The organism is Pantoea sp. CS_6 (assembly GCF_041954745.1).
Taxonomy (GTDB): Bacteria; Pseudomonadota; Gammaproteobacteria; order Enterobacterales; family Enterobacteriaceae; genus Pantoea; species Pantoea stewartii.
Map to the genome: position 1 here is coordinate 302732 of NZ_JAVAYG010000004.1, position 25797 is coordinate 328528.

The following is a 25797-nucleotide window of genomic DNA, read 5'->3' on the forward strand; positions in this document are numbered from 1 at the left end:
ATAGATGTTAAAATTCTCTTAATATAAAAGTGTTCAGCGAGCAGAAGAACCCCCGCAGGTTAAGGTTGTCGCCCACTCTGGGGCAGGCGACAACCAAGAGGTCAGGCCGATCTGAACACTATAATTCAGCATGATTGTGACGTAATGGGATAGCTAATGGGTGTTTTACATGAGATTGTGCACGCGCTTTGGCATCAAGACTTCGCCGCGCTGGCCAATCCGGAAGTGGTATGGATCGTCTACAGCGTGATGTTTATGACGCTATTCCTGGAAAATGGTTTACTGCCCGCCTCTTTTCTGCCCGGCGACAGTCTGCTGCTGCTGGCTGGCGCGATGGTAGCCAAAGGCGTGATGGATTTTTTCCCCACGCTTTTGATTCTGACCACCGCCGCCAGTCTGGGCTGCTGGCTCAGTTACCTGCAAGGCCGCTGGCTGGGTAATACCCGACTGGTTAAGAGCTGGCTGATGCAGCTTCCGGCACAATATCACCAACGCGCATGGAATATGTTTAATCGTCATGGCCTGATGGCGCTGCTGGTGGGACGTTTTCTGGCCTTTATTCGTACCATTTTGCCAACAATGGCGGGCATTTCCGGCCTGAAGAACAGCCGTTTTCAGCTGTTTAACTGGCTGAGCGGTCTGCTATGGGTGGGCATTGTGGTGACGCTGGGTTACGGCATCAGCCAGGTGCCGTTTATTAAACGGCACGAAGATCAGGTGATGGCTGTCCTGATGGTATTACCGATGGTGCTGCTGGTCGTCGGGCTGGTTGGCAGCATCGTGGTTATCTGGAAAAAACGTCGTCAAAGAGCCTGACCACGCGTGCGTCAGGCGGGCGGTTCGGCCACCGTCTGACGCACCCGATTCACTTCCTCACCCGGCGTTACGCCAAAGTAGCGCTTAAACTCCCGCGAAAACTGCGACGGACTCTCATAACCGACGCGCACCGCCGCGACGCTGGCTTTCAGGCCATCCTGCAGCATCAGTAAACGCGCCTGATGCAGGCGATACCGCTTGAGATACTGCAGCGGCGACGTCTGCGTCACCGCTTTGAAATTATGATGAAACGCTGAGACACTCATGTTCACCTCTGCCGCCAGCGTGTCCACGCTGAGGTTGTCGGCGTAGTGATTCTCTATACGGCGCAGTGCCCGGGCAATCTGGCTGAACTGCGTCTGACGACTCACCAGTGACAGCAGTGCCCCCCCAATCGGGCCGGTCAGCACATAGTAAAGAATTTCCCGCACAATCTGTGGCCCCAGCACCCTTGCATCACGAGGCTGGGTCATCACATCCAGCAGGCGTTCTGCCGCACACAGCATCGGCTCCGTGAGAAAGGCAGAGTGAATGCCCGAGGTCAACGGCTGAGGCTGAAACCCTTCGTCATCACCGATGTCCATCAGCAAATCCTGCAGGCTGGCCGTATCCACGCGCAGGCACATCCCGGCCAGAGGCTGCTCGGGTGACGCCCAGGTTTCACATTCGACCGGGAGCGGCACGGTGAGCATCAGGTATTTTGTGGCGTCGTACTGAAAAACCGTACTGCCCAGATAACCGGTTTTGCTGCCCTGAAACAAAATGACAATGCCGGGCTGATACATGATGGGCTCACGCGGTCGGTGCTGCCCCGCATAAATCAGTGAGACATTTTCCACCGGACACAGCTGTTCGCGTCCGTTCGTCATCAGCGTGACCACCTGTTGAGCCAGCCGCTGACACAGTAAGTCGTGGGGCATCATCACTCCTGAAAATTAAAAGCGCAGTTTGCCGCGCGCCTGGTTAAATCGCCAGCAAAATGGAGAATCAGGCAAGAAGTTTACAGGATCAGGCAGGGTTATCCTCGCCTGTTCGCAGGCAGCCTGAAAATTGTTAGCTAGACTTAAGCACAGCGAAGATTCCCTGGTTTACTGCAAATGTAAGGAGCAGGATATGGCAGACCAACCTATTATCAAACTGCACGACGGTAACATGATGCCACAGCTCGGACTTGGCGTGTGGCAAGCCAGCATGGAAGATGCGCGCAACGCCGTGCTGAAAGCGCTGGACGTTGGCTATCGTTCAATTGATACCGCCGCCGCGTACAAAAACGAAGAAGCGATTGGTCAGGCGTTACAGGAAACCGATGTCGCGCGTGAGGATATTTTTATCACCACTAAACTGTGGAATGCTGACCAGCAAAATGTCCAGCAGGCACTGGAAACCAGTCTGCAAAAACTGAAGCTGGAGCAGGTAGATCTGTATCTGATGCACTGGCCGTGCCCGGAGAAAGATCAGTACGTTGACGCCTGGAAGAACATGATTGCGATGCAGCAACAAGGCCTGGTCAAAAGCATCGGCGTCTGTAACTTCAACCAGCCGCACCTGAAACGTCTGCTGGAAGAAACCGGTGTAACCCCGGTGATCAACCAGATCGAGCTGCATCCGATGCTGCAACAGCGCACGCTGCATGCCTGGAACGCCATGCACCAGATTCAGACCGAGTCCTGGAGTCCCCTGGCTCAGGGCGGCGAAGGCGTATTCGATCAGGAAATCATCAAGTCTCTGGCCAAAAAATACGGTAAGACGCCGGCGCAAATCGTTATCCGCTGGCATCTGGACAGCGGGCTGGTGGTTATCCCGAAATCCGTCACGCCGGCACGCATCGAAGAAAACTTCAATGTGTTCGATTTCCGCCTGGATAAGGCAGAAATGAGTGAGATTGCCCAGCTTGATACCGGTAAGCGTTTAGGTCCTGACCCGGATACGTTTAACGGCTAACACGGGCGCATCGGACCCGATGCACGCCTCGTGCAGGCCTCTCCTCCGGGAGGGGCTTTTTTACGGTTAGCGCCCACGCAAAATGTTAAACGTCCTTAAAATGTATGACAAAACGCATAATAATTACGCAACGCCTTTCTGGGCAGGGCGCGGCGCCGGGCAAAAAAACCCTTTCCTGACCGAAATCCCCCTCTCTTTCCGCTCTGTTAAATCAAATTTTTTGCGCTGAACGCTGACACCTTAATTCCGCCTTGTATTTTGTCTTTTAAATCAAAAACTTAAAATTCTAATCATCTCACCTTACCTTGTTATAACAGGTAAAATTTTGCAACACACCGAAGCCGCTCCGCTTTTGTGAAAACGTCGTTGTGCAGGTAATACTGTTTTCTGTCACACCTGTCGCGTGATCCCGGCTACCACCATTGAACGTCATTTCACGGTTTTCAGAACGTTAAGCGACTTAACCAGGGAGCGTATCATGTCGGTTATCAATACCAATATCGTGTCGTTGATCGTTCAAAACGATCTGTATAACTCTCAAAATGCTTTATCGACCGCCATTGAGCGCCTGTCTTCAGGTTTGCGCATTAACAGTGCGAAAGATGATGCGGCGGGAATGGCGATTGCTAATCGTTTGACCTCAAACATCGACGGCATGACGGTAGCGGGCAGGAATGCCAATGATGCGATTTCGCTATCACAAACCGCTGAAGGGGCGCTCTCCACGATTAACGACAATCTGCAACGCATACGTGACCTGACGGTGCAGGCGCAAAATGGCAGCAACTCCGCTGCGGATATCGACTCTATTCAGACAGAAGTGAATCAGCGAATGGAGGAGATTAACCGTATTACCGCACAAACGAATTTTAACGGCATTAGTATGCTGAATACCGGATCGGGCTCGGCTGCGTATCGCTTTCAGGTCGGTGCGGAAGACGGCGAAACGATCACGATCGATCTGGATGCCAGCGACAGCTATAACCTTCTGAAAGCGGGTACCACCGGCTCAACACTTAATATCCGGCAAATGACCTCAGGAGATACCGTAAATGGCGTGGCCCGTACGGTTGCGGCAGAAGGCTTTGACGTTTTAAAAGGGGATGTTACCGGCGGAACAAGTGGAACCGCGACAGACGGTACGCCTTTGGCCGCTCTCGATCGGGCGATTAAATCCGTTGATAGTCAGCGTAGTATGCTGGGTGCCTATGAGAACCGCTTTCAGTCGGTTATCGCCAACCTGAACAATATGGTCACAAACCTTACCTCTGCCCGTAGCAGGATAGAGGACGTAGACTACGCTGCGGAGGTATCGGCGATGTCACAGGCGCAGATTTTACAGCAGGCCGGTACCGCCATGCTGGCCCAGGCAAATCAGATGCCCCAACTGATGTTGCAGCTTCTGCGCTAGCCAAACGCAAAAGCTGAAAGCCCTGCCCGGCACAGTCTGCTCCGTTATGCCGTGGCAGGCTGCACCAGCAGCTGACCTGCCGTTCCCCGATCCGCCAGCTCCAGCGTCTGACTGTAATAGACAAACGGGAAATGGTCTGAAGAGCTTTGGGTAAAGTTGACCAGCAGTTCGACCTCGCCGTCCACCCAGACGGTGTCTTTCCAGCCCCGGTCTTCCCCCATCGACTGCGCACCGTTCACGCTCTTAATCAGGAACATTACACCCTGAATATGCAACGATTGCGGACGATCGGCACGGATAATCCAGCGCTCAAATGTGCCCTGCTGCGCGGTGGTATCAATGCGGTTCATATCCCACACGGCACCGTTGATGCCGGGCATACTGTCGCCAATACGAAACTCCCGGGTACGCACCGAAGCGCCGTCCAGAATCTGATCGGCCAGTAAACGCATTGGCAGGTTATCCGTCACCAGCGGCAGCAGGCCAGTGGGACGAAGCGTGAGCACCAGCGTTGAGGTCAAAATCGTCGAAGGCTCGAAGAAACCGCGCAGGCGATCCATGATGCCAGCCGCGGTGCCCGCCGTAATGGAGACCTCATCCCCTTGCGACATATCCACCAGAACTTCGCGCCGCTCACCGGGAGCCAGCGTTAACCGCTGTACCGCTACCGGCGACGGTAAAAAACCCTGATCGCTGGCGATGACCGTAAACGGCCGGTTATCACTGATGCTGAGTTCGTAACGTCGGGCATTGGAGGCATTGAGCAACCGCAGGCGCACCCAGCCGCGTGATACCTCAATAAACGGATTGCGTACGCCATTAACCAGCAGCGTATCGCCCAGGAAACCGCCGTCAGCGGGTGGGTCATAAACCGGTGTCGCAAAGTTATCCAGCCGCTTGTCCTGAATGATCAGCGGAAAGTCATCCACGCCATAGTGTTTTGGCAACGGAAGCTGCTTACTGAGGTCGTCCTCGATCAGCCACATGCCCGCCAGGCCGTTATAGACGTGCGGTGCCATGCGGTTTGGCGTGTTGGCGTGATACCAGCAGGTGGCGGCGTTCTGACGAATCGGTAACACCGGTGCCCAGTCGACGCCCGCTGACATCATCCGCGGCGCGCCGCCCATCAGTGCGCCTGGCACCTGCAGGCCGCTGACGGTCATCGAAACCGGTTCATTGAGGCGGTTGCTGTAGATCAGTTTGACATCATCGCCGCTGTAAACACGGACAGTTGGCCCAAGGTACATGCCATTGATGCCCCAGACCGGCACCTTGTTATTGTCACCGTTAAACGACCAGTGGCTACGCTGTAAGGTCAGAAACAGCGGCTGACCGCGGCGGGATTCGATCAACGGCGGAACGGGAAGCGGCGTGTCACCACGCAAGGAAGCGGCACGTGCCGCATGCGGCATTACCGTGGCACTGAGCGCCACACCGGCAGAAAGCTGGATAAACTGACGTCTGCTGAAAGACATGAAATTTCAGACCTTTTACGCGTGGCGCTGAAACGCCAACCCTGTTTTTATTGCTGTCATTGCTGTGCTGCTTTCACGGCGAGCGACGCAGGACGTCACTCGCCGTGGGGCATCCATGCAGAATAGTCCGACAACGGATTTGTCGGTTAGATTTTACCGTTTTTTTCGCGTTCTTCGACTTCGGCGTTAAGCTCTTCCAGCTTCGCGGCCATCAGTTCACGACAGTGGGTAGCCAGTTTGCGCACAGACGACGACTCAAATTGTTTGACGTCTACCGGCGGCAGCATTTCCACAATCACCAGACCGTTTTTCAGGCGGTTGAGATTAATTTTATTGTGCGTATTGGACACCACAATCGGGATGATCGGGACGCCGGCCGCCACCGCAGCGTGAAACGCACCGGTTTTAAACGGTAATAATCCCCGCCCGCGACTGCGCGTACCTTCAGGAAACATCCAGAACGAAATCCGTTTTTTATTGAACTGCTCGACCAGCTCGCCAATGGTGCCGTGTGCTTTGGCCCGGTTGTCACGGTCAATCAGCAGATTACCGGTCAGCCAGTAAAGCTGACCAAAGAACGGTATCCACAGCAGGCTTTTTTTCCCCACGGTCACGGTGGTGGGCTGCACAATTTTAGCGGCCGTCACCATATCGTAGTTGTTCTGGTGATTAGCGATATAAATCGCATTACCGTAATTATCCGCGCCCTCTGGGCGACGAAGTTCAACCTTCAGACCGAACAGCGTCGATAATTTGCCAAACAGATGACCAAAGGTGGCGACGTGACGCGGATTGCGCGGCGAGAACAGACACCAGATGCAGCCAAATACACAGACCAGAATCGAATAAATTACCACAATAATCGTGCGTAATATCAGTAACATAGCTTCCTCAATGTAACACGGCTGGCGATGAACCAGCCGGATGAATTACGCGTCGCTGTCAGCGCTGTCAGGACGTGCCGGGGCATCCAGTTCGACCCGATCAATTTTTTGCAGACCGCGCGGTAACAGCGTGCCACGGCGACCCCGATCGGCACGGAATTTCTGCAACTCTTCACTGCGCAGCAACAGCTTGCGTTTACCGACGTGCAGCGTAATCGCGCTGCCTGGTGGCAGAATCATCAGCCAGGCCAGTTTATCCGTGCCCGCCGCGGCATCTGCCGACGGAATCGAGATAATCTTGTTGCCCTTGCCTTTCGACATTTGCGGCAACTCGCCGACCGGGAACATCAACATCCTGCCCGCCTGGGTGATCGCTAACAGCATGTCGTCTTCATGATGCACAGCCATCGGCGTCATGACGCGCGCATTCTCCGGCAGGGTCAGCAGCGCTTTGCCCGCACGGTTGCGCGAAATCAGATCGTTGAAGGTGCAGATAAAGCCATATCCGGCATCCGAAGCCATTAGCAGGCGCTGCTCTTCCGGCTCCATCAATACCTGTTCAACAACCGCACCCGGTGGTGGCGTCAGTTTACCGGTCAGTGGCTCGCCCTGCCCGCGTGCCGACGGCAGCGAGGTGGGGTCCAGCGTATAGCTGCGACCCGTGGAATCGATAAAGGCCACAGGCTGATTACTCTTGCCGCGTGCCGCCGCCAGGAAGCTGTCACCGGCTTTATAGCTCAGGCCCGCCGGGTCGATATCATGTCCTTTGGCGCTGCGCACCCAGCCCATCTGCGACAGAACAATCGTAACCGGCTCAGACGGAACCAGCTCGGTTTCGCTGAGCGCTTTGGCTTCCTCACGTTCACGCAGAGGCGAACGGCGATCATCACCAAAACTGTTGCTGTCTGCCTGCAGCTCTTTTTTCAGCAGCGTATTCATTTTGCGTTCAGAGGCCAGCGTCGCCTGCAGCTGATCGCGCTCTTTTTCCAGTTCGCTTTGCTCACCGCGAATCTTCATCTCTTCCAGCTTCGCCAAATGGCGCAGCTTGAGTTCAAGAATCGCTTCGGCCTGGGTTTCACTGATCTCAAAGCGCGACATCAGCACTGGCTTTGGTTCGTCCTCGGTACGGATGATGTGAATGACTTCATCAATATTAAGGAAGGCCACCAGCAAACCGTCCAGGATATGCAGACGGCGCAGCACGCGTTCTAAACGATGATTCAGACGGCGACGAACAGTATCGCGACGGAACACCAGCCATTCAGACAGGATTTCCAGCAGGTTTTTCACGGCCGGACGGTTATCCAGTCCGATCATATTCAGGTTGATACGGTAGCTTTTTTCCAGATCGGTCGTGGCGAACAGGTGGTTCATAACCTGATCCAGATCGACACGGTTTGACCGGGGCACAATCACCAGGCGAGTCGGGTTTTCGTGATCGGACTCATCACGTAAATCCTCGACCATTGGCAGCTTTTTATTGCGCATCTGGCTGGCAATCTGCTCCAGTACCCGGGCACCGGACACCTGGTGCGGCAGCGCGGTGATCACCACCTCGCCGTCCTCTTTTTTCCACACCGCACGCTGGCGAATCGAGCCGCGCCCGTTCTGATAGATTTTGCGAATCTCGTCGCGTGGCGTAATGATTTCGGCTTCGGTCGGGAAATCCGGCCCTTGCACAATCTCCAGCAGCGCATCCAGGCTGGTTTTCGGATCGTCAATCAGGGCGATAGCGGCCTGCGCCACTTCGCGCAGGTTATGCGGCGGAATATCGGTTGCCATGCCCACCGCGATCCCAGTAGTGCCGTTCAGCAGAATGTTTGGCAGGCGCGCCGGCAACATCTTCGGCTCCTGCATCGTGCCGTCAAAGTTTGGCACCCAGTCTGCCGTGCCCTGCCCCAGCTCACCCAGCAGCACTTCGGCATACTTCGACAGGCGAGACTCGGTATAACGCATGGCGGCGAAAGATTTAGGATCGTCAGGTGCCCCCCAGTTTCCCTGGCCATCGACCAGCGGATAACGGTAGGAGAACGGCTGTGCCATCAACACCATGGCTTCGTAACAGGCGCTGTCACCATGAGGATGGTATTTACCCAGCACGTCACCCACGGTACGGGCCGATTTTTTAAATTTGGCGGTAGCGTTAAGCCCCAGCTCCGACATGGCATATACAATGCGGCGCTGGACGGGTTTCAGGCCGTCGCCAATGTAAGGCAACGCACGGTCCATGATGACGTACATGGAGTAGTTTAAGTACGCATTCTCAGTAAACGTATGCAGGGCAAGACGCTCTGCACCATCCTGCGTCAATTCGCTCATTAAGTCCTCATCCTCACATCGTGACCCGCAACGGCGGATCACCCGGCGGTTGTTTGGCGAGGATAGTACCTTATTCGTGGGTATTAGTCACAGTCCTGGAGCGGGCTGGTCACTCTTTTTTCCCTGTTTTCCGGTCGCCGAAAAAACCACACCGGTAAAAATCCCCGTGCGCTTATTTTTAATAGTTTGTGACCTTCCTCGCAATTAATTATCAGCTTATTTATAGCGTATTAATCCTGTCCCGTTCCCGGGACAACATTTAGTATTGTTGCTTTTTCTTTCACCACCTAAATTCAATTTCAGCGACATATACCGGTTTTATTTTATGCCCTGGTTGGATTTAACGAATTGCCACTTAAGCACCGCTAACGAAATAATAGACAGGTGACTGAATGCAAAATCTGACTTCACGACAACACCGATTACTGAAATTACTGTTACAGGCGGGCACGCCGCTGGCGTTAGCGCAATTAGCCCAACAGTTAACCGTTTCTGAAAAAAGTATTTATCGCGATTTACAAAGTCTGGAACCCTGGCTGCATGGCTGGCAGGCGCAACTGGTGAAGCTGCCTGGCCGCTGTGTGGCGCTGGAAACACACGATCATGAACAGCGGCTGCGCTTGCAGCAGCATGTTGCCAGCGACGATAACTGGTCTGCGGGCTTAAGCAACAATGCGCGGCGGGTAAAAATCCTGTCCCAGTTGCTACGAGACGCGCCACGTGAAACTTCGATCAGTAAGTTATCTGAACGTTATTTCATCAGTCACGCTTCGATTGTTAATGACCTCAAGGTGATTGAAGAGTGGTTGCAGCCGCTGGAGCTGGGGCTGGTCCGTAGCCAGAGCGGCACGCATGTGGCAGGCAGCGAACAGGCACTGCGCCAGGCCATGGTTTTGCTGATTAACGACGTTATGCAGCATAACACGGGCAGCAATATGGCCCTGCCGCGGCTCGACCCCGGCAGTTATCAGGCGCTGATCCACTATTTTGGCGAAGAGGACGTGGCCTTTGTGCAGCGCTTACTGCAGCAAATGGAGCAGCAGCTTGGCTACCCTTTGAGCGATGCGTATTACCTCAATCTGTCCACCCATATTCTGATCATGATTCACCGTATGGCGCAGGGCAAAGCCTTGTCCCTGCCGCTGGCTCTGAGCGCGTCAGAAATGGACAACCGCATTCTGAAGATTGCCCGCCAGATGGTAGTACAGATTGAACAGCGGCTGGGGCAATCCGCGCCCGCGGATGAAGTGGGATTTATTTATCAATATATTATTTCATCGGGCATTGTAGTCGAAGAACGCGGCAGCCACATGCTATCGCACTCTCCTTTTTCAAATGCAGCATCGCGCAATATTACGCTCGAATTAATTCATTGCTTTTCCGCATTCATCCAAAAGGATCTGTCGACCGATTCTTTATTATTTGAAGGTTTGCTATTCCATATTAAGCCGCTACTTAACCGGCTTAAATATCATATTACGATTCGCAATCCCTTACTCGATGACATAAAAGCGGAATTACAGGATATTTTCACGCTGACCCAACGCGCCATGCAAGTAACGGCCGAGCGGTTTCATTATGGGCCAATCGCTGACGATGAGATCGGTTATCTGTGCGTGCATTTTCAGGCCGCGCTTGAACGGCAAATCGCCCATAAACGTATTTTGCTGGTGTGTTCCAGCGGCGTCGGCACGTCGCATTTGCTGAAAAGTCGCATCCTGCGCGCCTTTCCGGACTGGATTATCGTGGGCGTTATTTCGGCCAGCACGCTGGACGACTTTTGTCAGCAGGAGCCCGTGGATCTGGTCATCTCCACCATTCATCTCGATATCAGCACCTTGCCCACCGTGTATGTTACTGCGTTTTTTAACGACGACGATATTCGCCGGGTGACGGACGCCATGATTGGTCGCCAACTGCCACAGGCCGCAACGCGCGCACTGGCAGAACATTAACTGAATGAGGTCTGATTAATGGATATTTCTCGCATTCTCACGCCACGCCGCGTCAATCTCAATCTGCAGGCCAGCAGCAAAGAAGCGGCCATTATCGAACTGACGGAGTTGCTGTTCAGTGACGGTGCCATTAGCGATAAAGAGGCCTTTATCCGTGATGTCTGGCTACGCGAGGCGGAGGGATCGACCGGGTTTGAGAATCATATCGCCATTCCTCACGGTAAGTCCTCCGCCGTTAAGCAAACCACGCTGGCCATCGGGCGCAGCCAGCAGGATATCCCCTGGGAGACGCTGGATGGCAGCAAGGTGCGCTGCATCATCCTGTTTGCCGTGCGGCTGGAAGATCAAAACACGACCCATATTCGCCTGCTGTCACAGGTGGCCAGTGCACTGGCCGATGATGAGGTGATTGCGCAGCTGCTGGTGGAAAACGATCCCAGCGAAATTATTCGGCTGTTTAGTCAGTACGCCGAAACCGACCTCTGTTAACCCTGGAGTCCGAGGTAATCATGAACATTGTCTGTGTTGCCGCCTGTACGGCGGGCATCGCGCATACCTACATTGCGCGTGAAAAAATGATCAAAGGCGCTCACGCCCTTGGCCACACCATCCATGTGGAAACGCAGGGCACCATCGGGACAGAAAACGCCCTGGATGCCGAAACGATAGCGGCAGCCGACGTGGTGATCCTGGCGGTGGACGTGAAGATCACCGGCGAGGAACGTTTTCGTGGCAAACCGATCGTGCGGGTGAAAACCGAAGTGGTGATCAAGTCGCCCATCAAGTTTCTGGAAAAAGTGGCGGATTCACTGGCGCGTGCCTGAGGAGATCCACAATGAACGCTAACAAAAGCCAGTACGGGCCAGCGATCAAAGGCCATCTGTTAACCGGGATTTCCTGGATGATCCCGCTGATTGTCGCCGCCGGGATCTGCATTGCGCTGGGTCAGGTGATTGGCGGGCCCGATGTGGGTAAACATCCCGGTACGATCGCCTGGATGCTGAACCAGATCGGTGGCTGGGGCATGGGCTTAATCGTCCCGTTGATCAGTGCGGCTATCGCTTACTCGATTGCCGACAGGCCGGGCTTCGCGCCGGGTTTGATCGTCGGGTTTATCTGCGGACAGATTGGCACCGGCTTTATCGGTGGCATCCTGGGTGGCTTCCTGGTGGGTTACACGGTGATTCTGCTGCGGCGCAGTATCCGGTTGCCACAATCGATGCAGGGGCTGATGCCGATAATGGTCTTGCCCGTACTGAGCACCATCATTGCCGGGCTGCTCATGATGACGTTTATCGGTCAGCCCATTGTCTGGCTGCAAAAGGCGCTGATCGCCCTGCTGGAATCAATGCAGGGGGGCTCTAAGTTCATCATGGGGGCGATTCTGGGGGCGATGGCGACCTTTGACTTCGGCGGGCCGGTCAATAAAACCATGTCGCTGTTTGCGGATGGCATGCTGGTGGACGGCATTTACGGGCCGGAAGCGGTCAAATTTGCCGGTTCGATGATCCCGCCCTTTGGCATCACGCTCTCCTGGCTGCTCACGCGCCATAAGTATACCCGCGCGGAAAAAGAAGCCCTGAAAGCGGCCTTCCCGATGGGGATCTGCATGATCACCGAAGGTGTGATCCCCATTGCCGCACGCGATCTGTTCCGGGTCGTCGGGAGTTGTGTGGTTGCCTCAGCCGTTGCCGGTGGCCTGATCATGGTCTGGGGCGTGGAAGCGCCGGTGCCTCACGGCGGCATGTTTGTCGTACCGCTGTTCACCAAACCCGGGTTGTTCTGCCTGGCGCTCGGTATCGGCACCACGATCTGTGGCGTCATGCTTTCGCTGCTGAAAAAGCCCGTCACTGAAGCCGACGAAGAGTTTGACGACGTGGAAGATCACACCGTTCGCGACGACGACATTAAATTCACACTGGAATAAGGAGTGAGTATGTACGCGGCAATGAACGACCTGATAAGCCAGGCTGCGCAGAAAAAATATGCCGTTCTGGCCATCAATTGCTTCAACCTGGAAAGTGCCCGGGCGGCGGTTAAGGCGGCGGAGCAGCAGCGTGCGCCCCTGATACTGAATGTGTATCAAGGCCATAGCCGTCATTTTCCGCCAGCCATCGCGGTGCCGCTGGTGCAGGCGCTGGCGGCAGAGGCCAGCGTACCAATCGCGCTGGCGCTCGATCATGGCAAGGCCTTTCCGCTGATTGGCCAGGCCTTTCGCGCAGGCTTTACCGGGCTGATGATCGATGCTTCGGCGGAGCCGCTGGCCGAAAATATTCGTCAGACGGCCCGCGTGGTCGACATGGCCCACACCGCCGGGGTTTGCGTCGAAGGTGAACTGGGCCATATCGCCGATGCGCCCACCTACGCGCTGGCCGACGCGGCGGTCAAAATGACCCAGGTGGCGGATGTCCTGCCGTTTCTTGAGCAGACTCATATCGATCTGCTCGCGGTTTCGGTTGGCACCGCGCATGGGCTTTATCCCGCTGGGGTGCAGCCGACAATCGATTTCCAGCGTCTGGCAGACCTGCACGCGGCCTCATCGCGCCCGCTGGCGCTTCACGGCGGCAGTGGCACGCCAGCGGACGATATTCGGCGCGTCAGTCAGCACGGCGTCGCCAAGATTAACGTTGGCGCGGCGGTATTTGAAGCCGGTAAACAGGCGCTGCACCAGGCGCTTAAACACCCTCCCACCACCGAACTGCCGGACTTACTCGCCCTGATGGAGTCCGCCTGTTGTGAAGTCGTCAGTGACTATCTGAGCTGGTCTGGCTCCGCCCGTCAGGCCTGATGGCTTTCTGCTGTAACCCGGTGCGCGTCTCTGAACGTCAGCGCAGGGCAACCCTTTGTCATAAAACAAGCTGAGGAAGATTTAACATGTTGATTTCTATGAAAGAGATGTTAAGACCCACCCGTCAACATCGCTTTGCGATTGGCGCCTTCAATGTCGCTGACAGCTGTTTTATCCGCGCGGTCGTGGAAGAAGCCGAAGCCACTCAAACCCCGGCCATTATCTCGATTCATCCCAGTGAACTGGAATTCGTCACCGATGCATTTTTTGGCTATGTGCGGGAGCGCACACTGAAAAGCAGCGTGCCGTTTACGCTGCACCTGGATCACGGTGCATCGGTGGCCCATGTGCTGCGCGCTATTCAGTGCGGTTTCACGTCGGTGATGATTGACGGTTCCCTGCTGCCTTATGAAGAAAACGTGGCGCTGACGAAAGAGGTGGTGAAACTGGCCCATGCGGTGGGCGTGTCGGTTGAGGGCGAACTGGGGACGATTGGCGATACCGGGACGACCGTGGAAGGCGGCGTGAGCAAAGTGATCTACACCGACCCGGCTCAGGCCGAAGACTTTGTGCAGCGAACCGGCGTGGATACCTTAGCGGTCGCCATCGGCACCGCGCATGGTATCTATCCCAAAGATATGAAACCGGAATTGCAAATGCATATCCTGCGCGACATTTCACAGCGCGTTTCCATTCCACTGGTGCTGCATGGCGGCTCGGCGAATCCCGATGCCGAAGTGGCCGAGGCGGTGACGCTGGGCGTGGGTAAAATCAACATCTCCAGCGACATGAAATATGCCTATTTCCAGAAAGTGCGTGAAGTGTTAACCCGTGAAACCTGGTGGGATCCGAACGTAATTTATCCCGAAGCGATTGAGGCGGCAAAAGCGGTCATTCGCTACAAGATGAATTTGTTTGGTGGGCTGGGTAAAGCGTCGTTGTATTAAGCATCTTCGCTTTTTGATTCAGACAACCGAACCGTGGCGTTTCAAAGCCATCTGACAGGAAGTCGGAGCAGGCAATCCGCAGCGCTGAACAGAGCGATAAAACCAGGATTTGCCCGCAGGACGCGGGCAAAATACGGAGTCGGTACAGGCTGTATCGTCTCCGTCGGTCCATCAGGCTGAAGCGCGACATGAAGGCAACCGCGACAGCGGCGTGAGGACGCCCGCTCAGAAACCCTGTCGGATGGCGTGTGCACCGCTGCAAAAAAAACTGAGCGCACAAAACATGATTACTTCATCACGCCCATCCACTGCTGCGCAATCTTCGCATATTCTCCCGTGGCCGTGCTCAGGTGTAGCCACTGATCGACATACTGTTTCCAGCTCATATCATCACGCGGAAGCATATAGGCCTTCTCGCCATACTGAAGCGGTTTATCCGGGTTGAGTGCGCACAGGGAAGGAAAGCGTTTTTGCTGATACAGCGCCTCTGAGGCATCGGTAATCATCACATCGGCTTTGTTATCCACTAACTGCTGGAAAATGGTGACGTTATCGTGAAACAGCGTTAACGCCGCCTGAGGAAGATAACTGTGCACAAAGGCTTCGTTCGTCCCGCCCGCGGGTTCGATTAACCGGACGCCAGGTTTATTTAGCTGGTCAACCGTTTGATACTTCGTTTTATCCGCGCAGCGCACCAGCGGAATTTTGCCGTCCACGCCAAGCGGCTGAGCAAACCAGGCGGTTTGCTGGCGCTTCAGCGTAACCGATACGCCACCCAGTGCAATATCACACTGTTTCGCTAAAAAGTCCTGCATCAGGGTTTTCCAGGTGGTAGGTACCCATTGCACTTTTGCTCCCAGTGACGCCGCCAGCGACTCCGCCATGCTGATATCCAGCCCTTCATAGTGGCCATCGGGTTTCAGAAAGCTGTAGGGCTTGTAGTCCCCGGTCGTACAGACTTTCAGGGTTTTGGTATTGAGCACGCTGTCCAGACGTGACTGGGCCTGAGCACCGCCAGCCACCAGCAGTAAAGTCATTATGAGTGTTTTCTTCATCATTCTTTTTTTTCGGAGGTGAGTTTGCGCCGTTATGGTGACATAACCTTACGGGTTATTGCGCTAATCGCAAAAGTGTTGTGATCATTCTCGCATTTTTCTCCCGCGCGTCGCGGCCTAAGCTACTCCCCATAAACGCATACGGGAGACGCGCTTAATGAGCAACATTCTAATTATCGATGGTGGTAAAACTTTCGCCCATTCTAAAGGTGAACTGAATCATACGCTGACCGACGTGGCCGCCAGCCAGTTGCGCGATCTGGGCCATGAGGTGACCGTTACCGTCGCCGACAGTGACTATGTTGTGGCAGATGAGATCCAAAAATATCTCGACAGCGATGTCGTGATTTATCAGATGCCAGGCTGGTGGATGGGCGAACCCTGGACCGTGAAACGTTATATTGACGAAGTCTTTACGGAAGGCCACGGCAAGCTGTATGCCAGCGATGGTCGCACACGTTCAGACAGCGAGAAAAAATACGGTTCTGGCGGCCTGCTTCAGGGCAAAAAATATATGCTTTCCCTGACCTGGAACGCTCCGCTGGAAGCCTTTACCGATCCTGAGCAATTCTTCGAAGGCGTCGGCGTGGATGGCCTGTACCTGCATTTTCACAAGGCTAATCAGTTCCTGGGAATGGAAGCCTTACCGACGTTCATCTGTAACGACGTGATAAAGCAGCCTGATGTGCCGCGGGATATTGCACGTTATCGAGCGCATCTCAGCGAAATTTTTGCTTAAATAGACTTTCCCCCCGAAAGAGGAAACGTGAATGTTAACCGTCGTTGCTGAAATTTGTGTGAAGCCAGGCTACCGTCAGAAAGTACTAGAGGCGTTTCATCAGGTGATTCCGACCGTGCTGGAAGAAGAAGGCTGCCATCAGTACAGCGCGCTGGTCGATCATCAGGCGCAGGTGCCGTGGAAACACAACTCACCCGATTCGATTTTCATGCTGGAGCAGTGGGAAACCCTGCGTCATCTCGACCAGCATCAGCAAATGCCGCATATGGAAGCCCATCGCGCTGCCATTAAAGAATACGTGACAGACGTAAAAATTCTGGTGCTGGAACCCGGCCAGTAATTTCTGCAACGCTGACACGAAAAAGCCCCGGTACAGGCCGGGGCTTTTTGCAGCGGGTAACCGACTCAGACTTCGATATCGGCCTTGTCGCCTTTTTCCTGTAACCAGTTGCGGCGATCTTCAGAACGCTTCTTCGCCAGCAGCATGTCCATCGTCCGCAGCGTCTGCTCAATATCGTCGTCACTGACGGTAAGCTGAACCAGACGGCGGGTATTCGGATCGAGCGTGGTTTCACGTAACTGAAGCGGGTTCATTTCACCCAGCCCTTTAAAGCGCTGAACGTTCGGTTTGCCCTTCTTACGCTTTAACTGCTCCAGTACGCCCTCTTTCTCGTCTTCATCCAGCGCGTAATAGACTTCTTTGCCCAGATCGATACGATAAAGCGGCGGCATCGCTACATAAACGTGGCCGTTTTTCACCAGCGTGGGGAAGTGCTTCACGAACAGCGCGCAGAGCAGCGTGGCAATGTGCAGCCCATCTGAGTCGGCATCGGCGAGAATACAGATCTTACCGTAGCGCAGCTGCGTCAGATCTTCGCTGTCGGGATCGATACCGATCGCCACAGAGATATCGTGCACCTCTTGTGAAGCCAGCACTTCATCCGACGAGACTTCCCAGGTGTTCAGGATCTTGCCTTTAAGCGGCATGATCGCCTGGTATTCGCGGTCGCGTGCCTGCTTGGCTGAACCGCCCGCCGAGTCCCCTTCCACCAGGAACAGTTCGGTTTTATTCAGATCCTGTGCTGTACAGTCTGCCAGTTTTCCGGGCAACGCCGGGCCGCTGGTCAGCTTTTTACGCACGACCTTCTTCGCCGCGCGCATCCGGCGCTGGGCGCTGGAAATCGCCAGCTCTGCCAGCTGTTCTGCCGCCTGCACGTTCTGGTTCAGCCACAGGCTGAAGGCATCTTTGACCACGGCTGACACGAAGGCGGCGCACTGGCGTGAAGATAAGCGCTCTTTGGTTTGACCGGCAAACTGTGGATCCTGCATTTTGACCGACAGCACATAGGCACAGCGCTCCCAGATATCCTCGGCGGACAGCTTCACGCCACGCGGCAGGATATTGCGGTATTCGCAAAACTCGCGCATGGCGTCCAGCAGGCCCTGGCGCAGACCATTAACGTGTGTCCCACCCTGCATGGTCGGGATCAGGTTCACATAGCTTTCGGTCAACAGCTCACCGCCTTCCGGCAGCCACAGTAACGCCCAGTCCACCGCTTCGATATCGCCTGCAAAGGCACCCACAAACGGTTTTTCCGGCAGCGTCGGCAGGCCGTTTACGGCTTCACCCAGATAATCTGTCAGGCCATCTTCGTAACACCAGCGCTGCTCGGTATTGTTGAGCTTGTCTTTAAAGACGATTTCGACACCCGGACACAACACGGCTTTCGCTTTCAGCAGGTGAGATAAGCGGGAAACCGAGAAACGCGGGCTGTCAAAGAAGTGTTCGTCCGGCCAGAAATGGACGCTGGTGCCGGTGTTGCGTTTGGCAACCGTGCCGGTGACGGTCAGATCCTGCACCTTTTCACCATTTTCAAAGGCGATAGTGTAGATCTCGCCGTTACGGCGCACATTCACTTCAACGCGTTTGGACAGGGCATTAACCACCGAAATCCCGACGCCGTGCAGGCCACCGGAAAACTGGTAGTTTTTATTGGAAAATTTACCGCCCGCGTGCAGCCGGCACAAAATGAGTTCAACAGCCGGAACGCCTTCTTCCGGGTGGATGTCCACCGGCATGCCGCGCCCGTCGTCGATGACTTCCAGCGACTGATCGGCATGCAAAATCACCTCTACCCGTTTGGCATGGCCCGCCAGTGCCTCATCGACGCTGTTATCAATGACTTCCTGACCCAGGTGGTTAGGGCGCGTCGTATCGGTATACATTCCCGGGCGACGGCGAACCGGCTCAAGGCCAGTCAGGACCTCAATGTCACCCGCATTATAGCTTGATTGACTCATGGTAACTGTCTGATTAGATGAAGAAAATGGTTGCGATTTCCACGTTGCTCAAGCGTGATTCAGGCCCAGAAAGTCCAGAATTTGCGGGAAATGGCGCTCGAATCCAGTAAATGCATGATTTCCGCCCTCTTCAACCGTATGACGGCACGCGCTGTAATAGTCGAGTGCCTGGCGGTAGTCGAGCACTTCATCGCCGGTTTGTTGCAGCAACCACAATAAATCAGGCGCTTCCAGCGGATCAATCTGCATCACTTTCAGATCGTAAATGTGGCGAGACTCTAACACATATTGCTGACCGGTGTAGGGATTCTGATTTTCACCCAAAAAATCCACCAGCAACTCAAACGGGCGAACGGCGGGATTGACCACCACCGCCGGCAGCATAAAACATTGTGACAGCCAGGTGGCGTAGTAGCCGCCCAGCGAAGAACCGACGAGGCCCAACTGTCGTCCGCTGTGGCTGAGCACAATATCTTCCAGCATAGCTGCCGCATCCGCAGGAAACGTGGGCAACTGCGGCACAATCATCTCGATATCGGGATGATGCTGGCTCAGCCACTGTTTAAACAACGTCGCTTTTGCTGAACGCGGTGAGCTGTTAAAGCCGTGCAGATAAAGCAGCGCCTTCATCCGTTAATATCCTTCAGCATCCAGATCGGGGCGAAAAGCCTGTGTGGTGAGTCGGTTGACTTCGGTCTCAAGCTGACCGTCATTGTGCAGCGTAAACCAGCGCCAGCCGGGCGCAACGGTATCGATGGTAAAGCTGGTACAGTGCGGTTTGAACTGCACGCAGGTCGACGGCGTTGCCAGCACACGGCGACCCTGCCACGGTACATCCATTTCCTGATGAATATGGCCGCAGACCAGCGTTTTTGCCAGCGGATAGTGCTGCAACACGGCGTCTAACTGATGCGGATTGCGCAGGCTGTGTTGATCAAGCCAGGTGCAGCCCGACGCTAAAGGATGATGGTGCAACAGCACCAGCGTATGGCGCTGCGGATAACGGGCAAGCGTGGTATTCAGCCACTCAAGCTGGTAGTCACTTAACATGCCATGGGGCACGCCGAAGACCTGGCTGTCCAGCAGAACAACCTGCCAGTGATCGCCTAACAGCACATGCTTGTGTGCGTTAATGCCGGCCTCTGCCAGCGTATCGACCATCGCAGGTTGAAAATCATGATTCCCCGGCAGCCAGACGCAAGGTTTAGGCAGGCGCGAAATGCCCTCAACAAAATGCTGATAGGCTTCGACTGAGTGATCCTGAGAGAGATCGCCGGTGGCAACGATAAGATCATAATCACGCTGCTGCGCGATTATCGCATCCAGTACCGCGTCATAACTGGCCCAGGTATTCACCCCCAGCAGGGATTCGTGTTTTCCTGCGAACAAATGCGTGTCCGTTACTTGCAGAATCCGAACCTCAGATTCTGTTGTCGCAGGAAGAGTTAGCAGGCTATCCAAAGCGTTTCCTTCGTCTCTACGCCATTCAGTGCATTATACGCATCAGCAAACCGGTACTGCCATCGCGCCGTGCGTCAGGCAATAACGTAACCAGTCAGCAAGAAACTGATTGATTTGATGCTTCTCATCACGCTGATTCATTTTTTTATTCGGATAATCATAACGTGCTTTGAACCGATAGATCTGCTGTGTCGAACACACTTCAGCCACCATCGCGTCATGATACAGCCTGACAGACATTGACGGCAGGCTCCAGTAACTTACGGCTGGGGCTGTCTGACGGATATCGACCAGGGTAGTATAACGCGTTGATTCCTCAACGGTTACCTGGTAGCGGGCGCCACTCACCTGATAGATCACCGATGCGCCTGCTGCGTCATCACGTGGTAGCAGACGACGTAACTGGGCGAAATTGGTTTCGCACAGCCTCATCATCTCGGGGAAATCAGGGATATAGCGCTGTTTCATTTTTGCGTCCACTCTTCTCGAAGTTTTTTATGGTGCAGTGCCAGCCATTGCAAGGCGATGACAGATGCCGCGTTATCAATAATCCCCTGTTCCACCCAATGGTAAGCCTGTTCACGACTGACCACATGGACAAGAATATCCTCATTCTCTTCCTCCAGACCATGGCATCCTTTTGCCTGGCTGGCATCCACTTCTCCGACCATTACCGATAACCGTTCGCTGGTGCCGCCGGGGCTGGCCAGGTAGTTCAGCACCGGTTTGACCCGGCCAACCGTCAGATCCGCTTCTTCGACGGCTTCACGGCGCACCACCTGCTCCGGGGTTTCACCCGGTTCAATAATGCCTGCCACCATTTCCAGCAGCCAGGGCGTGGGACTGCAATCGAAAGCCGGGATGCGGACCTGTTCAATCAGCACCACTTCATCACGGACGGGATCATAAGGTAGCAGCACAGCGGCATGACCGCGCTCAAAAACTTCACGCGTCACTTCCCGGCTCATTTGGCCATTAAACAACCGATGACGAAAGCGATAACGCACAATGGAAAAAAAACCCTCGTACGCGGTTTCTCGTGCAATAATTTCTACATCATTTTTTGTGAAAGTCACAGGTGATGTTTTATTGTCCTTCATCATTAAGTTCCTTATGCAGATTGGGATAACACAGATAAAACACAAGCCCAGATGCCATCCAAAGGGTTATTACTGAGTTATTTACCTGAAACACACAAATATGGCACGTTCAGCCACCTTATCTCACAGTTGCCCTCTGCTAGAATCTGCGATAATTTTTGGCTTACAGGCGGCACAGTCACTGCGATTTGCTGCAACAAAAGGAATGCAAATGAAAAAACTGCTCCCATTTTTTATTGGGCTGAGCCTGGGCGGTTTCAGCTTCGCCAGCCAGGCGGAAAACCTGCTTCAGGTTTACCAGCAAGCGCGTTTAAGCAACCCTGATCTGCGTAGCTCTGCGGCGACGCGTGATGCGGCGTTCGAGAAAATTAACGAAGCGCGCAGTCCTTTATTACCCCAACTGGGTTTGGGTGCAGACTATACCTACGCAAACGGCTACCGTGATAGTAGCGGTATTCACTCCAATACCACCAGTGGCTCGCTGCAATTGACGCAAACCATTTTCGATATGTCAAAATGGCGTGCGCTGACGCTGCAGGAAAAAGCAGCCGGTATTCAGGATGTGACCTACCAGGTCGCCCAGCAGGATCTGATTCTGAACACCGCGACGGCCTACTTCAATGTGCTGAAAGCCATTGATACGCTTTCTTACGTCGAAGCGCAGAAGATGTCGATTTATCGCGAACTGGATCAAACGACCCAGCGCTTCAACGTGGGCCTGGTCGCCATCACCGACGTGCAGAACGCCCGCGCGCAGTACGACAGTGTCCTGGCGAATGAAGTGACCGCGCGTAATGACCTGGACAACGCAGTGGAGTCTCTGCGTCAGATTACCGGTATGGATTACCTGGCGCTGGCGTCGCTGGATATTGATCGCTTCAAAACCACTAAACCTGAAGCGGTTAACTCGCTGCTTAAGCAGGCTGAAAGCCGCAACCTGAACCTGCTTTCTGCCCGTCTGAACCAGGACTTAGCCCGTGAGCAAATCCGTTCAGCGGAGGCGGGCCATTTACCGACGCTGGATCTGACCGCCTCGACTGGCCTGTCCAACAGCAAATACGGCGGAAGCCGTGCTGAGCAAAATGCCAGCTCGACAGATTCCATCACCGGCAACAACAAAGTGGGCCTGAGCTTTACCCTGCCGCTTTACAGCGGTGGCAGCGTGACCTCGCAGGTGAAACAGGCGCAATACAACTTTGTCAGCGCCAGTGAGCAGCTGGAAGCCGCGCACCGTTCAGCCGTGCAGACCGTGCGCTCGTCTTACAACAACGTCAATGCGTCAGCAAGTAGCATTGCCGCTTACAAACAAGCCGTGGTATCCGCACAAAGTTCATTAGACGCGATGGAAGCCGGTTACCAGGTGGGAACCCGTACCATCGTTGACGTGCTGAATGCGACATCAACGCTTTATAACGCTAAGCAGCAGTTGTCGGATGCGCGTTACAGCTATCTGATTAACCAGTTGAATATCAGCTATGCCCTGGGCACGCTGAACGAGCAGAGTTTGGGTGTGCTTAACAGTCAGTTAGGTAAAGAAATCTCAACCTCGCCGGAAACGGTTCAGCCACAAAATGTACAGCAGGTGCTGGGTGAAGATCACATCTCCACTTCCGAAACGGCACCAGCACCGGCCCCCGTACATAAGGCCGCACATAAGAGCAGCCGTAATCCGTTCAGTCACTAAGCCTGTTGCGGGCTGCTTTGCGGCCCGCCTCTCTGCAAAACGTATAACTACGTAAAGATCCCCGTCCTGCCTGGCCGTTAGCTTCATTTCTCACCACTCATCCCCTATTCTATGCACTACCTTTGGGCACAGGATATTTATAATGAAACGGACTAAAACGATCCGCTATGCCGCCTTTCGTAAGAGCTGGCAAGCAAGACACTTAACGCCTGTTGCTATCGCTGTTTCAGCGGTATTTATGCTGGCAGGTTGTGAGCAAAACGACGAAACCGTCACCCTTTATCAAAACGCGGACGACTGTTCAAAAGCCAATCCGGGACAAAGTGCGCAGTGCACCACCGCGTTTAACAACGCTAAAAAGGAAGCTGAACGCACCGCGCCAAAATACGCGACACGTGAAGACTGTGTCGCCGAATTTGGTGAAAACCAGTGCCAGCAGGCACCGGCACAGGCGGGCACAGGCAGTACGAATGCCGAAGCGCAGCAAAGTGGCAGCTTCTGGATGCCGTTAATGGCAGGCTACATGATGGGGCGCATGATGGGCGGTGGCGCGGGCTTTGCCCAGCAACCGTTGTTCTCACCGAAAACCCCCAACAGCCCGGCAAACGGTCAGTTCGTGGATGCCTCTGGCCGTAACTACGGTAATGCCACCCCAGGTAAAACCATGAACGTGCCCAAAACTGCCCTGGCGCCGAAACCGACCACCACCTCCACCATCACACGTGGTGGTTTTGGCGAAACGGTTGCGAAACAAAACGCGATGCAGCGCAGCAGTGCTTCCGGGACCTCCAGTCGTTCGCTGGGAGGCTAATACCGTTTATGCAACGTATCGCGATTTCTGAGCGTCCGGGCTGGCGGGAAAAAGCCACAGAGTTTGGTTTTCGTTTTCACACCATGCACGGTGAGCCCTACTGGTGCGAAGATGCTTACTATCAGTTTACCCTGGCGCAAATCGACTATCTGGAGGAGGTGACCGCCGAACTTCATCAGATGTGTCTGCAGGTGGTGGAAAAAGTGGTAAACAGTGAAGCCCTGCTTACCCGCTTCCGTATTCCAAAACATACCTGGGACTTCGTGCGTGACTCGTGGAATCAGCGTCAGCCTTCACTCTATTCCCGTCTCGATTTGGCGTGGGATGGCCGAGGCGATGCCAAACTGCTGGAAAACAACGCCGATACACCGACCTCGCTGTATGAAGCGGCGTTTTTCCAGTGGCTGTGGCTGGAAGACCAGCTGAATGCGGGCCAGTTGCCGCCTGGCAGCGACCAGTTTAACAGCCTGCAGGAAAAGCTTATCGATCGCTTCACGGTGCTGCATCAGCAGCACGGCTTTAACTGGCTGCACTTTGCCTGCTGCCGGGATACCGAGGAAGATCGCGGCACGGTGCAATACCTGCAGGACTGCGCCACGGAAGCCGGCTTACCCAGCGAATTTCTCTATATTGATGAGATAGGGCTGGGTGAGAAAGGCCAGTTTACTGACCCGCACGATCAGGTGATCAGTAATCTGTTTAAGCTTTACCCGTGGGAATTTATGCTGCGCGAAATGTTTTCGACCAAGCTGGCGGATGCGGGCGTGCGGTGGCTTGAACCCGCCTGGAAAAGCATTCTGTCAAACAAAGCGTTATTGCCAATGCTGTGGCAGATGTTTCCCAATCATCCCAACCTGCTGCCTGCCTGGTTTGCTGAAGACGACGTGCCGCCTATGGACAAGTATGTGGTCAAACCGCTGTTCTCCCGCGAAGGCGCTAACATTCGTATCGTGGAAAACGGCAAAGAGATCGCCCGGGTGGATGGTCCATACGGCGAAGAAGGCATGATTGTGCAGCAGTTCCATCCGCTGCCAAAATTTGGTGACAGTTATACGCTGATTGGCAGTTGGCTCATCGACGATCAACCGGCCGGTATTGGCCTGCGGGAAGATCGGGAGTTGATCACGCAGGATCTGTCGCGTTTCTATCCGCACGCCTTCATTGAATAGCCTTTTATCTCCAGGCCAGTTCGCTGGCCTGTCTTACGCGTTAACCGACCTGTACCGACAACATACTGATTGCGCCCATCTCCATACCTTCCACCGGAACGGTCACAGGCTCATCTGCGTGACGGGAACCCAGCACATACAGCAATGGCAGGAAGTGTTCCGGCGTCGGGTTGGATAAGGCCGCATCCGGATGCTGCATAAAACTCACCAACGGATGTGCATCCGCCTCGGCCTGCACCGCCAGATTGTCCCGCACGAAGTTATTGAACCCCGTCGCCCAACTGTAAGCTTCGCCACCGCCCCAGAGAACTTTACGCAGGTTGTGCACCACGTTACCGCTGGCGACGATCATCACGCCGCGATCGCGCAGCGCAGACAGCTTTCTTCCCATCCCGAAATGCCAGGCGGCGGGCTTGCCGCTGTCAATACTGAGCTGGACGACCGGGATATCTGCGTCGGGATACATCTTAATCAGCACGCCCCACGAGCCATGATCCAATCCCCATGCGTGATCCAGATGAACCGGCACCGGGGATAACCGTTCTGCAATCTCTTCCGCCAGTGCGGGTGAGCCCGGCGCGGAATAACGGGTATCAAAAAGCGCCTGAGGAAAGCCGCCAAAATCGTGAATAGTGCGTGGATTGTCCATCGCCGTTACGGCAGTTCCCTGTGTGTACCAGTGAGCCGAAACCGCCAGAATCGCACGTGGCCGTGGCAGGGTTTCACCGGCTTTACGCCAGGCAGCGGTATAGCGGTTTTCTTCTAAGGCATTCATTGGGCTGCCGTGTCCCAAAAACAGCGCCGGCATGCGAACCTGACTCATAGTGATCCTTGATGTGTTCATTCTGTGAACACCACGATACGCTTTTTACCGGCGTGATCACGCGGATAAGCATGATGTTCTCTGTCAGAAATTTTGAATAAAAATGGCAGGGACTGAG

25 protein-coding genes are annotated in these 25797 nt (G+C 54.6%); 14 read left to right on the forward strand and 11 right to left on the reverse strand.

Translation table 11 applies throughout. From position 1 onward, the window contains the following. Positions 1–156: 156 nt before the first annotated feature. Positions 157–816: a DedA family protein gene (locus RAC90_RS08615; protein ID WP_006118175.1), complete on the forward strand. Its 660-nt coding sequence runs from the start codon at positions 157–159 to the stop codon at positions 814–816. Between the two features lie 11 nt (positions 817–827). Here the strand turns inward: RAC90_RS08615 and RAC90_RS08620 are convergent, their stop codons facing one another. Next, on the reverse strand, positions 828–1736 hold the full coding sequence (locus RAC90_RS08620; protein WP_033739797.1) for an AraC family transcriptional regulator: 909 nt from the start codon (positions 1734–1736) through the stop codon (positions 828–830). Between the two features lie 193 nt (positions 1737–1929). Between RAC90_RS08620 and dkgA the strand changes: the two genes are divergently transcribed. After that, positions 1930–2757, forward strand: a complete 828-nt coding sequence (dkgA, locus tag RAC90_RS08625) for a 2,5-didehydrogluconate reductase DkgA (RefSeq protein WP_006118176.1) — start codon at positions 1930–1932, stop codon at positions 2755–2757. Positions 2758–3235: 478 nt separating this feature from the next. Further along, positions 3236–4168 (forward strand): flagellin, encoded by a 933-nt coding sequence (locus RAC90_RS08630; RefSeq protein ID WP_375124236.1) that lies wholly within the window; start codon positions 3236–3238, stop codon positions 4166–4168. Between the two features lie 44 nt (positions 4169–4212). Here the strand turns inward: RAC90_RS08630 and ftsP are convergent, their stop codons facing one another. The 3 genes from ftsP to parC all read right to left on the reverse strand — a co-directional run bounded on the left by ftsP (position 4213) and on the right by parC (position 8846). Continuing rightward, positions 4213–5643, reverse strand: coding sequence for a cell division protein FtsP (gene ftsP, locus RAC90_RS08635; RefSeq protein ID WP_039342152.1), 1431 nt, complete (start codon positions 5641–5643; stop codon positions 4213–4215). Positions 5644–5789: 146 nt separating this feature from the next. Next, on the reverse strand, positions 5790–6527 hold the full coding sequence (locus RAC90_RS08640; RefSeq protein WP_039342149.1) for a 1-acylglycerol-3-phosphate O-acyltransferase: 738 nt from the start codon (positions 6525–6527) through the stop codon (positions 5790–5792). A gap of 45 nt (positions 6528–6572) precedes the next feature. After that, a complete protein-coding gene (parC, locus tag RAC90_RS08645) occupies positions 6573–8846 on the reverse strand; it encodes a DNA topoisomerase IV subunit A (RefSeq protein WP_033739803.1) in 2274 nt (757 codons plus the stop codon). A 392-nt stretch (positions 8847–9238) separates the two neighbouring features. Here parC and RAC90_RS08650 point away from each other — a divergent pair, with 392 nt between their 5' ends. The 6 genes from RAC90_RS08650 to RAC90_RS08675 all read left to right on the forward strand — a co-directional run bounded on the left by RAC90_RS08650 (position 9239) and on the right by RAC90_RS08675 (position 14536). After that, complete coding sequence (locus RAC90_RS08650; protein ID WP_375124237.1) at positions 9239–10801, forward strand: BglG family transcription antiterminator; 1563 nt, start codon at positions 9239–9241, stop codon at positions 10799–10801. 18 nt (positions 10802–10819) lie between these two features. After that, entirely contained in the window at positions 10820–11290 is a 471-nt protein-coding gene (locus RAC90_RS08655; protein WP_033739808.1) for a PTS sugar transporter subunit IIA, read from the forward strand. A gap of 20 nt (positions 11291–11310) precedes the next feature. Then, positions 11311–11625, forward strand: coding sequence for a PTS fructose transporter subunit IIB (locus RAC90_RS08660; protein ID WP_006118182.1), 315 nt, complete (start codon positions 11311–11313; stop codon positions 11623–11625). Positions 11626–11636: 11 nt separating this feature from the next. Further along, entirely contained in the window at positions 11637–12728 is a 1092-nt protein-coding gene (locus RAC90_RS08665) for a PTS fructose transporter subunit IIC (RefSeq protein WP_039342140.1), read from the forward strand. A gap of 9 nt (positions 12729–12737) precedes the next feature. Beyond that, a complete protein-coding gene (locus RAC90_RS08670; RefSeq protein WP_033739812.1) occupies positions 12738–13589 on the forward strand; it encodes a class II fructose-bisphosphate aldolase in 852 nt (283 codons plus the stop codon). Positions 13590–13675: 86 nt separating this feature from the next. Continuing rightward, entirely contained in the window at positions 13676–14536 is an 861-nt protein-coding gene (locus RAC90_RS08675) for a ketose-bisphosphate aldolase (RefSeq protein WP_006118185.1), read from the forward strand. Positions 14537–14823: 287 nt separating this feature from the next. Here RAC90_RS08675 and RAC90_RS08680 read toward each other — a convergent pair whose 3' ends face one another. Beyond that, positions 14824–15573: a transporter substrate-binding domain-containing protein gene (locus RAC90_RS08680; protein WP_006118186.1), complete on the reverse strand. Its 750-nt coding sequence runs from the start codon at positions 15571–15573 to the stop codon at positions 14824–14826. Between the two features lie 175 nt (positions 15574–15748). Between RAC90_RS08680 and RAC90_RS08685 the strand changes: the two genes are divergently transcribed. Both RAC90_RS08685 and RAC90_RS08690 read left to right on the forward strand, forming a co-directional pair. Further along, positions 15749–16330: an NAD(P)H-dependent oxidoreductase gene (locus RAC90_RS08685; protein WP_033739814.1), complete on the forward strand. Its 582-nt coding sequence runs from the start codon at positions 15749–15751 to the stop codon at positions 16328–16330. 31 nt (positions 16331–16361) lie between these two features. Continuing rightward, on the forward strand, positions 16362–16670 hold the full coding sequence (locus tag RAC90_RS08690; protein WP_033739815.1) for a putative quinol monooxygenase: 309 nt from the start codon (positions 16362–16364) through the stop codon (positions 16668–16670). 65 nt (positions 16671–16735) lie between these two features. On the opposite strand, the gene parE is transcribed toward RAC90_RS08690, so the two are convergent. From parE to nudF, 5 genes are read right to left on the reverse strand one after another with little or no spacing between them, the layout of a single operon-like run. Continuing rightward, a complete protein-coding gene (gene parE, locus RAC90_RS08695) occupies positions 16736–18631 on the reverse strand; it encodes a DNA topoisomerase IV subunit B (protein ID WP_375124238.1) in 1896 nt (631 codons plus the stop codon). A 48-nt stretch (positions 18632–18679) separates the two neighbouring features. Continuing rightward, the gene (gene yqiA, locus RAC90_RS08700; RefSeq protein ID WP_039342135.1) at positions 18680–19261 is read right to left on the reverse strand and encodes an esterase YqiA; all 582 of its coding nucleotides are present in this window, start codon (positions 19259–19261) and stop codon (positions 18680–18682) included. A 3-nt stretch (positions 19262–19264) separates the two neighbouring features. Beyond that, positions 19265–20092: a 3',5'-cyclic-AMP phosphodiesterase gene (gene cpdA, locus RAC90_RS08705; RefSeq protein WP_033739819.1), complete on the reverse strand. Its 828-nt coding sequence runs from the start codon at positions 20090–20092 to the stop codon at positions 19265–19267. 42 nt (positions 20093–20134) lie between these two features. Beyond that, on the reverse strand, positions 20135–20560 hold the full coding sequence (locus RAC90_RS08710) for a DUF1249 family protein (RefSeq protein WP_006118191.1): 426 nt from the start codon (positions 20558–20560) through the stop codon (positions 20135–20137). Further along, entirely contained in the window at positions 20557–21192 is a 636-nt protein-coding gene (gene nudF, locus RAC90_RS08715; protein ID WP_375124247.1) for an ADP-ribose diphosphatase, read from the reverse strand. Before nudF ends, RAC90_RS08710 begins: the two co-directional genes overlap by 4 nt. A 211-nt stretch (positions 21193–21403) precedes the next feature. Here nudF and tolC point away from each other — a divergent pair, with 211 nt between their 5' ends. From tolC to RAC90_RS08730, 3 genes are all read left to right on the forward strand, one after another. Further along, the gene (gene tolC / locus RAC90_RS08720; protein ID WP_006118193.1) at positions 21404–22876 is read left to right on the forward strand and encodes an outer membrane channel protein TolC; all 1473 of its coding nucleotides are present in this window, start codon (positions 21404–21406) and stop codon (positions 22874–22876) included. Positions 22877–23018: 142 nt separating this feature from the next. Beyond that, a complete protein-coding gene (locus RAC90_RS08725; protein ID WP_033739822.1) occupies positions 23019–23687 on the forward strand; it encodes a DUF1190 family protein in 669 nt (222 codons plus the stop codon). 8 nt (positions 23688–23695) lie between these two features. After that, entirely contained in the window at positions 23696–24856 is a 1161-nt protein-coding gene (locus RAC90_RS08730; protein WP_006118195.1) for a glutathionylspermidine synthase family protein, read from the forward strand. Positions 24857–24896: 40 nt separating this feature from the next. Here RAC90_RS08730 and ygiD read toward each other — a convergent pair whose 3' ends face one another. After that, entirely contained in the window at positions 24897–25679 is a 783-nt protein-coding gene (gene ygiD, locus RAC90_RS08735; protein ID WP_054687032.1) for a 4,5-DOPA dioxygenase extradiol, read from the reverse strand. Between the last annotated feature and the right edge of the window lie 118 nt (positions 25680–25797).

Bases quoted from the DNA above. Each gene is read 5' to 3' on its own strand.
- RAC90_RS08730 (WP_006118195.1), top strand. From the start codon at position 23,696: ATGCAACGTATCGCGATTTCTGAGCGTCCGGGCTGGCGGGAAAAAGCC.
- RAC90_RS08655 (WP_033739808.1), top strand. From the start codon at position 10,820: ATGGATATTTCTCGCATTCTCACGCCACGCCGCGTCAATCTCAATCTG.
- RAC90_RS08650 (WP_375124237.1), top strand. From the start codon at position 9,239: ATGCAAAATCTGACTTCACGACAACACCGATTACTGAAATTACTGTTA.
- RAC90_RS08725 (WP_033739822.1), top strand. From the start codon at position 23,019: ATGAAACGGACTAAAACGATCCGCTATGCCGCCTTTCGTAAGAGCTGG.
- RAC90_RS08660 (WP_006118182.1), top strand. From the start codon at position 11,311: ATGAACATTGTCTGTGTTGCCGCCTGTACGGCGGGCATCGCGCATACC.
- RAC90_RS08615 (WP_006118175.1), top strand. From the start codon at position 157: ATGGGTGTTTTACATGAGATTGTGCACGCGCTTTGGCATCAAGACTTC.
- tolC (WP_006118193.1), top strand. From the start codon at position 21,404: ATGAAAAAACTGCTCCCATTTTTTATTGGGCTGAGCCTGGGCGGTTTC.
- RAC90_RS08710 (WP_006118191.1), bottom strand. From the start codon at position 20,560: ATGAAACAGCGCTATATCCCTGATTTCCCCGAGATGATGAGGCTGTGC.
- nudF (WP_375124247.1), bottom strand. From the start codon at position 21,192: ATGAAGGACAATAAAACATCACCTGTGACTTTCACAAAAAATGATGTA.
- parC (WP_033739803.1), bottom strand. From the start codon at position 8,846: ATGAGCGAATTGACGCAGGATGGTGCAGAGCGTCTTGCCCTGCATACG.
- RAC90_RS08685 (WP_033739814.1), top strand. From the start codon at position 15,749: ATGAGCAACATTCTAATTATCGATGGTGGTAAAACTTTCGCCCATTCT.
- RAC90_RS08690 (WP_033739815.1), top strand. From the start codon at position 16,362: ATGTTAACCGTCGTTGCTGAAATTTGTGTGAAGCCAGGCTACCGTCAG.
- RAC90_RS08640 (WP_039342149.1), bottom strand. From the start codon at position 6,527: ATGTTACTGATATTACGCACGATTATTGTGGTAATTTATTCGATTCTG.
- RAC90_RS08680 (WP_006118186.1), bottom strand. From the start codon at position 15,573: ATGACTTTACTGCTGGTGGCTGGCGGTGCTCAGGCCCAGTCACGTCTG.
- ftsP (WP_039342152.1), bottom strand. From the start codon at position 5,643: ATGTCTTTCAGCAGACGTCAGTTTATCCAGCTTTCTGCCGGTGTGGCG.
- RAC90_RS08665 (WP_039342140.1), top strand. From the start codon at position 11,637: ATGAACGCTAACAAAAGCCAGTACGGGCCAGCGATCAAAGGCCATCTG.
- parE (WP_375124238.1), bottom strand. From the start codon at position 18,631: ATGAGTCAATCAAGCTATAATGCGGGTGACATTGAGGTCCTGACTGGC.
- RAC90_RS08675 (WP_006118185.1), top strand. From the start codon at position 13,676: ATGTTGATTTCTATGAAAGAGATGTTAAGACCCACCCGTCAACATCGC.
- yqiA (WP_039342135.1), bottom strand. From the start codon at position 19,261: ATGAAGGCGCTGCTTTATCTGCACGGCTTTAACAGCTCACCGCGTTCA.
- RAC90_RS08670 (WP_033739812.1), top strand. From the start codon at position 12,738: ATGTACGCGGCAATGAACGACCTGATAAGCCAGGCTGCGCAGAAAAAA.
- RAC90_RS08620 (WP_033739797.1), bottom strand. From the start codon at position 1,736: ATGCCCCACGACTTACTGTGTCAGCGGCTGGCTCAACAGGTGGTCACG.
- dkgA (WP_006118176.1), top strand. From the start codon at position 1,930: ATGGCAGACCAACCTATTATCAAACTGCACGACGGTAACATGATGCCA.
- ygiD (WP_054687032.1), bottom strand. From the start codon at position 25,679: ATGAGTCAGGTTCGCATGCCGGCGCTGTTTTTGGGACACGGCAGCCCA.
- RAC90_RS08630 (WP_375124236.1), top strand. From the start codon at position 3,236: ATGTCGGTTATCAATACCAATATCGTGTCGTTGATCGTTCAAAACGAT.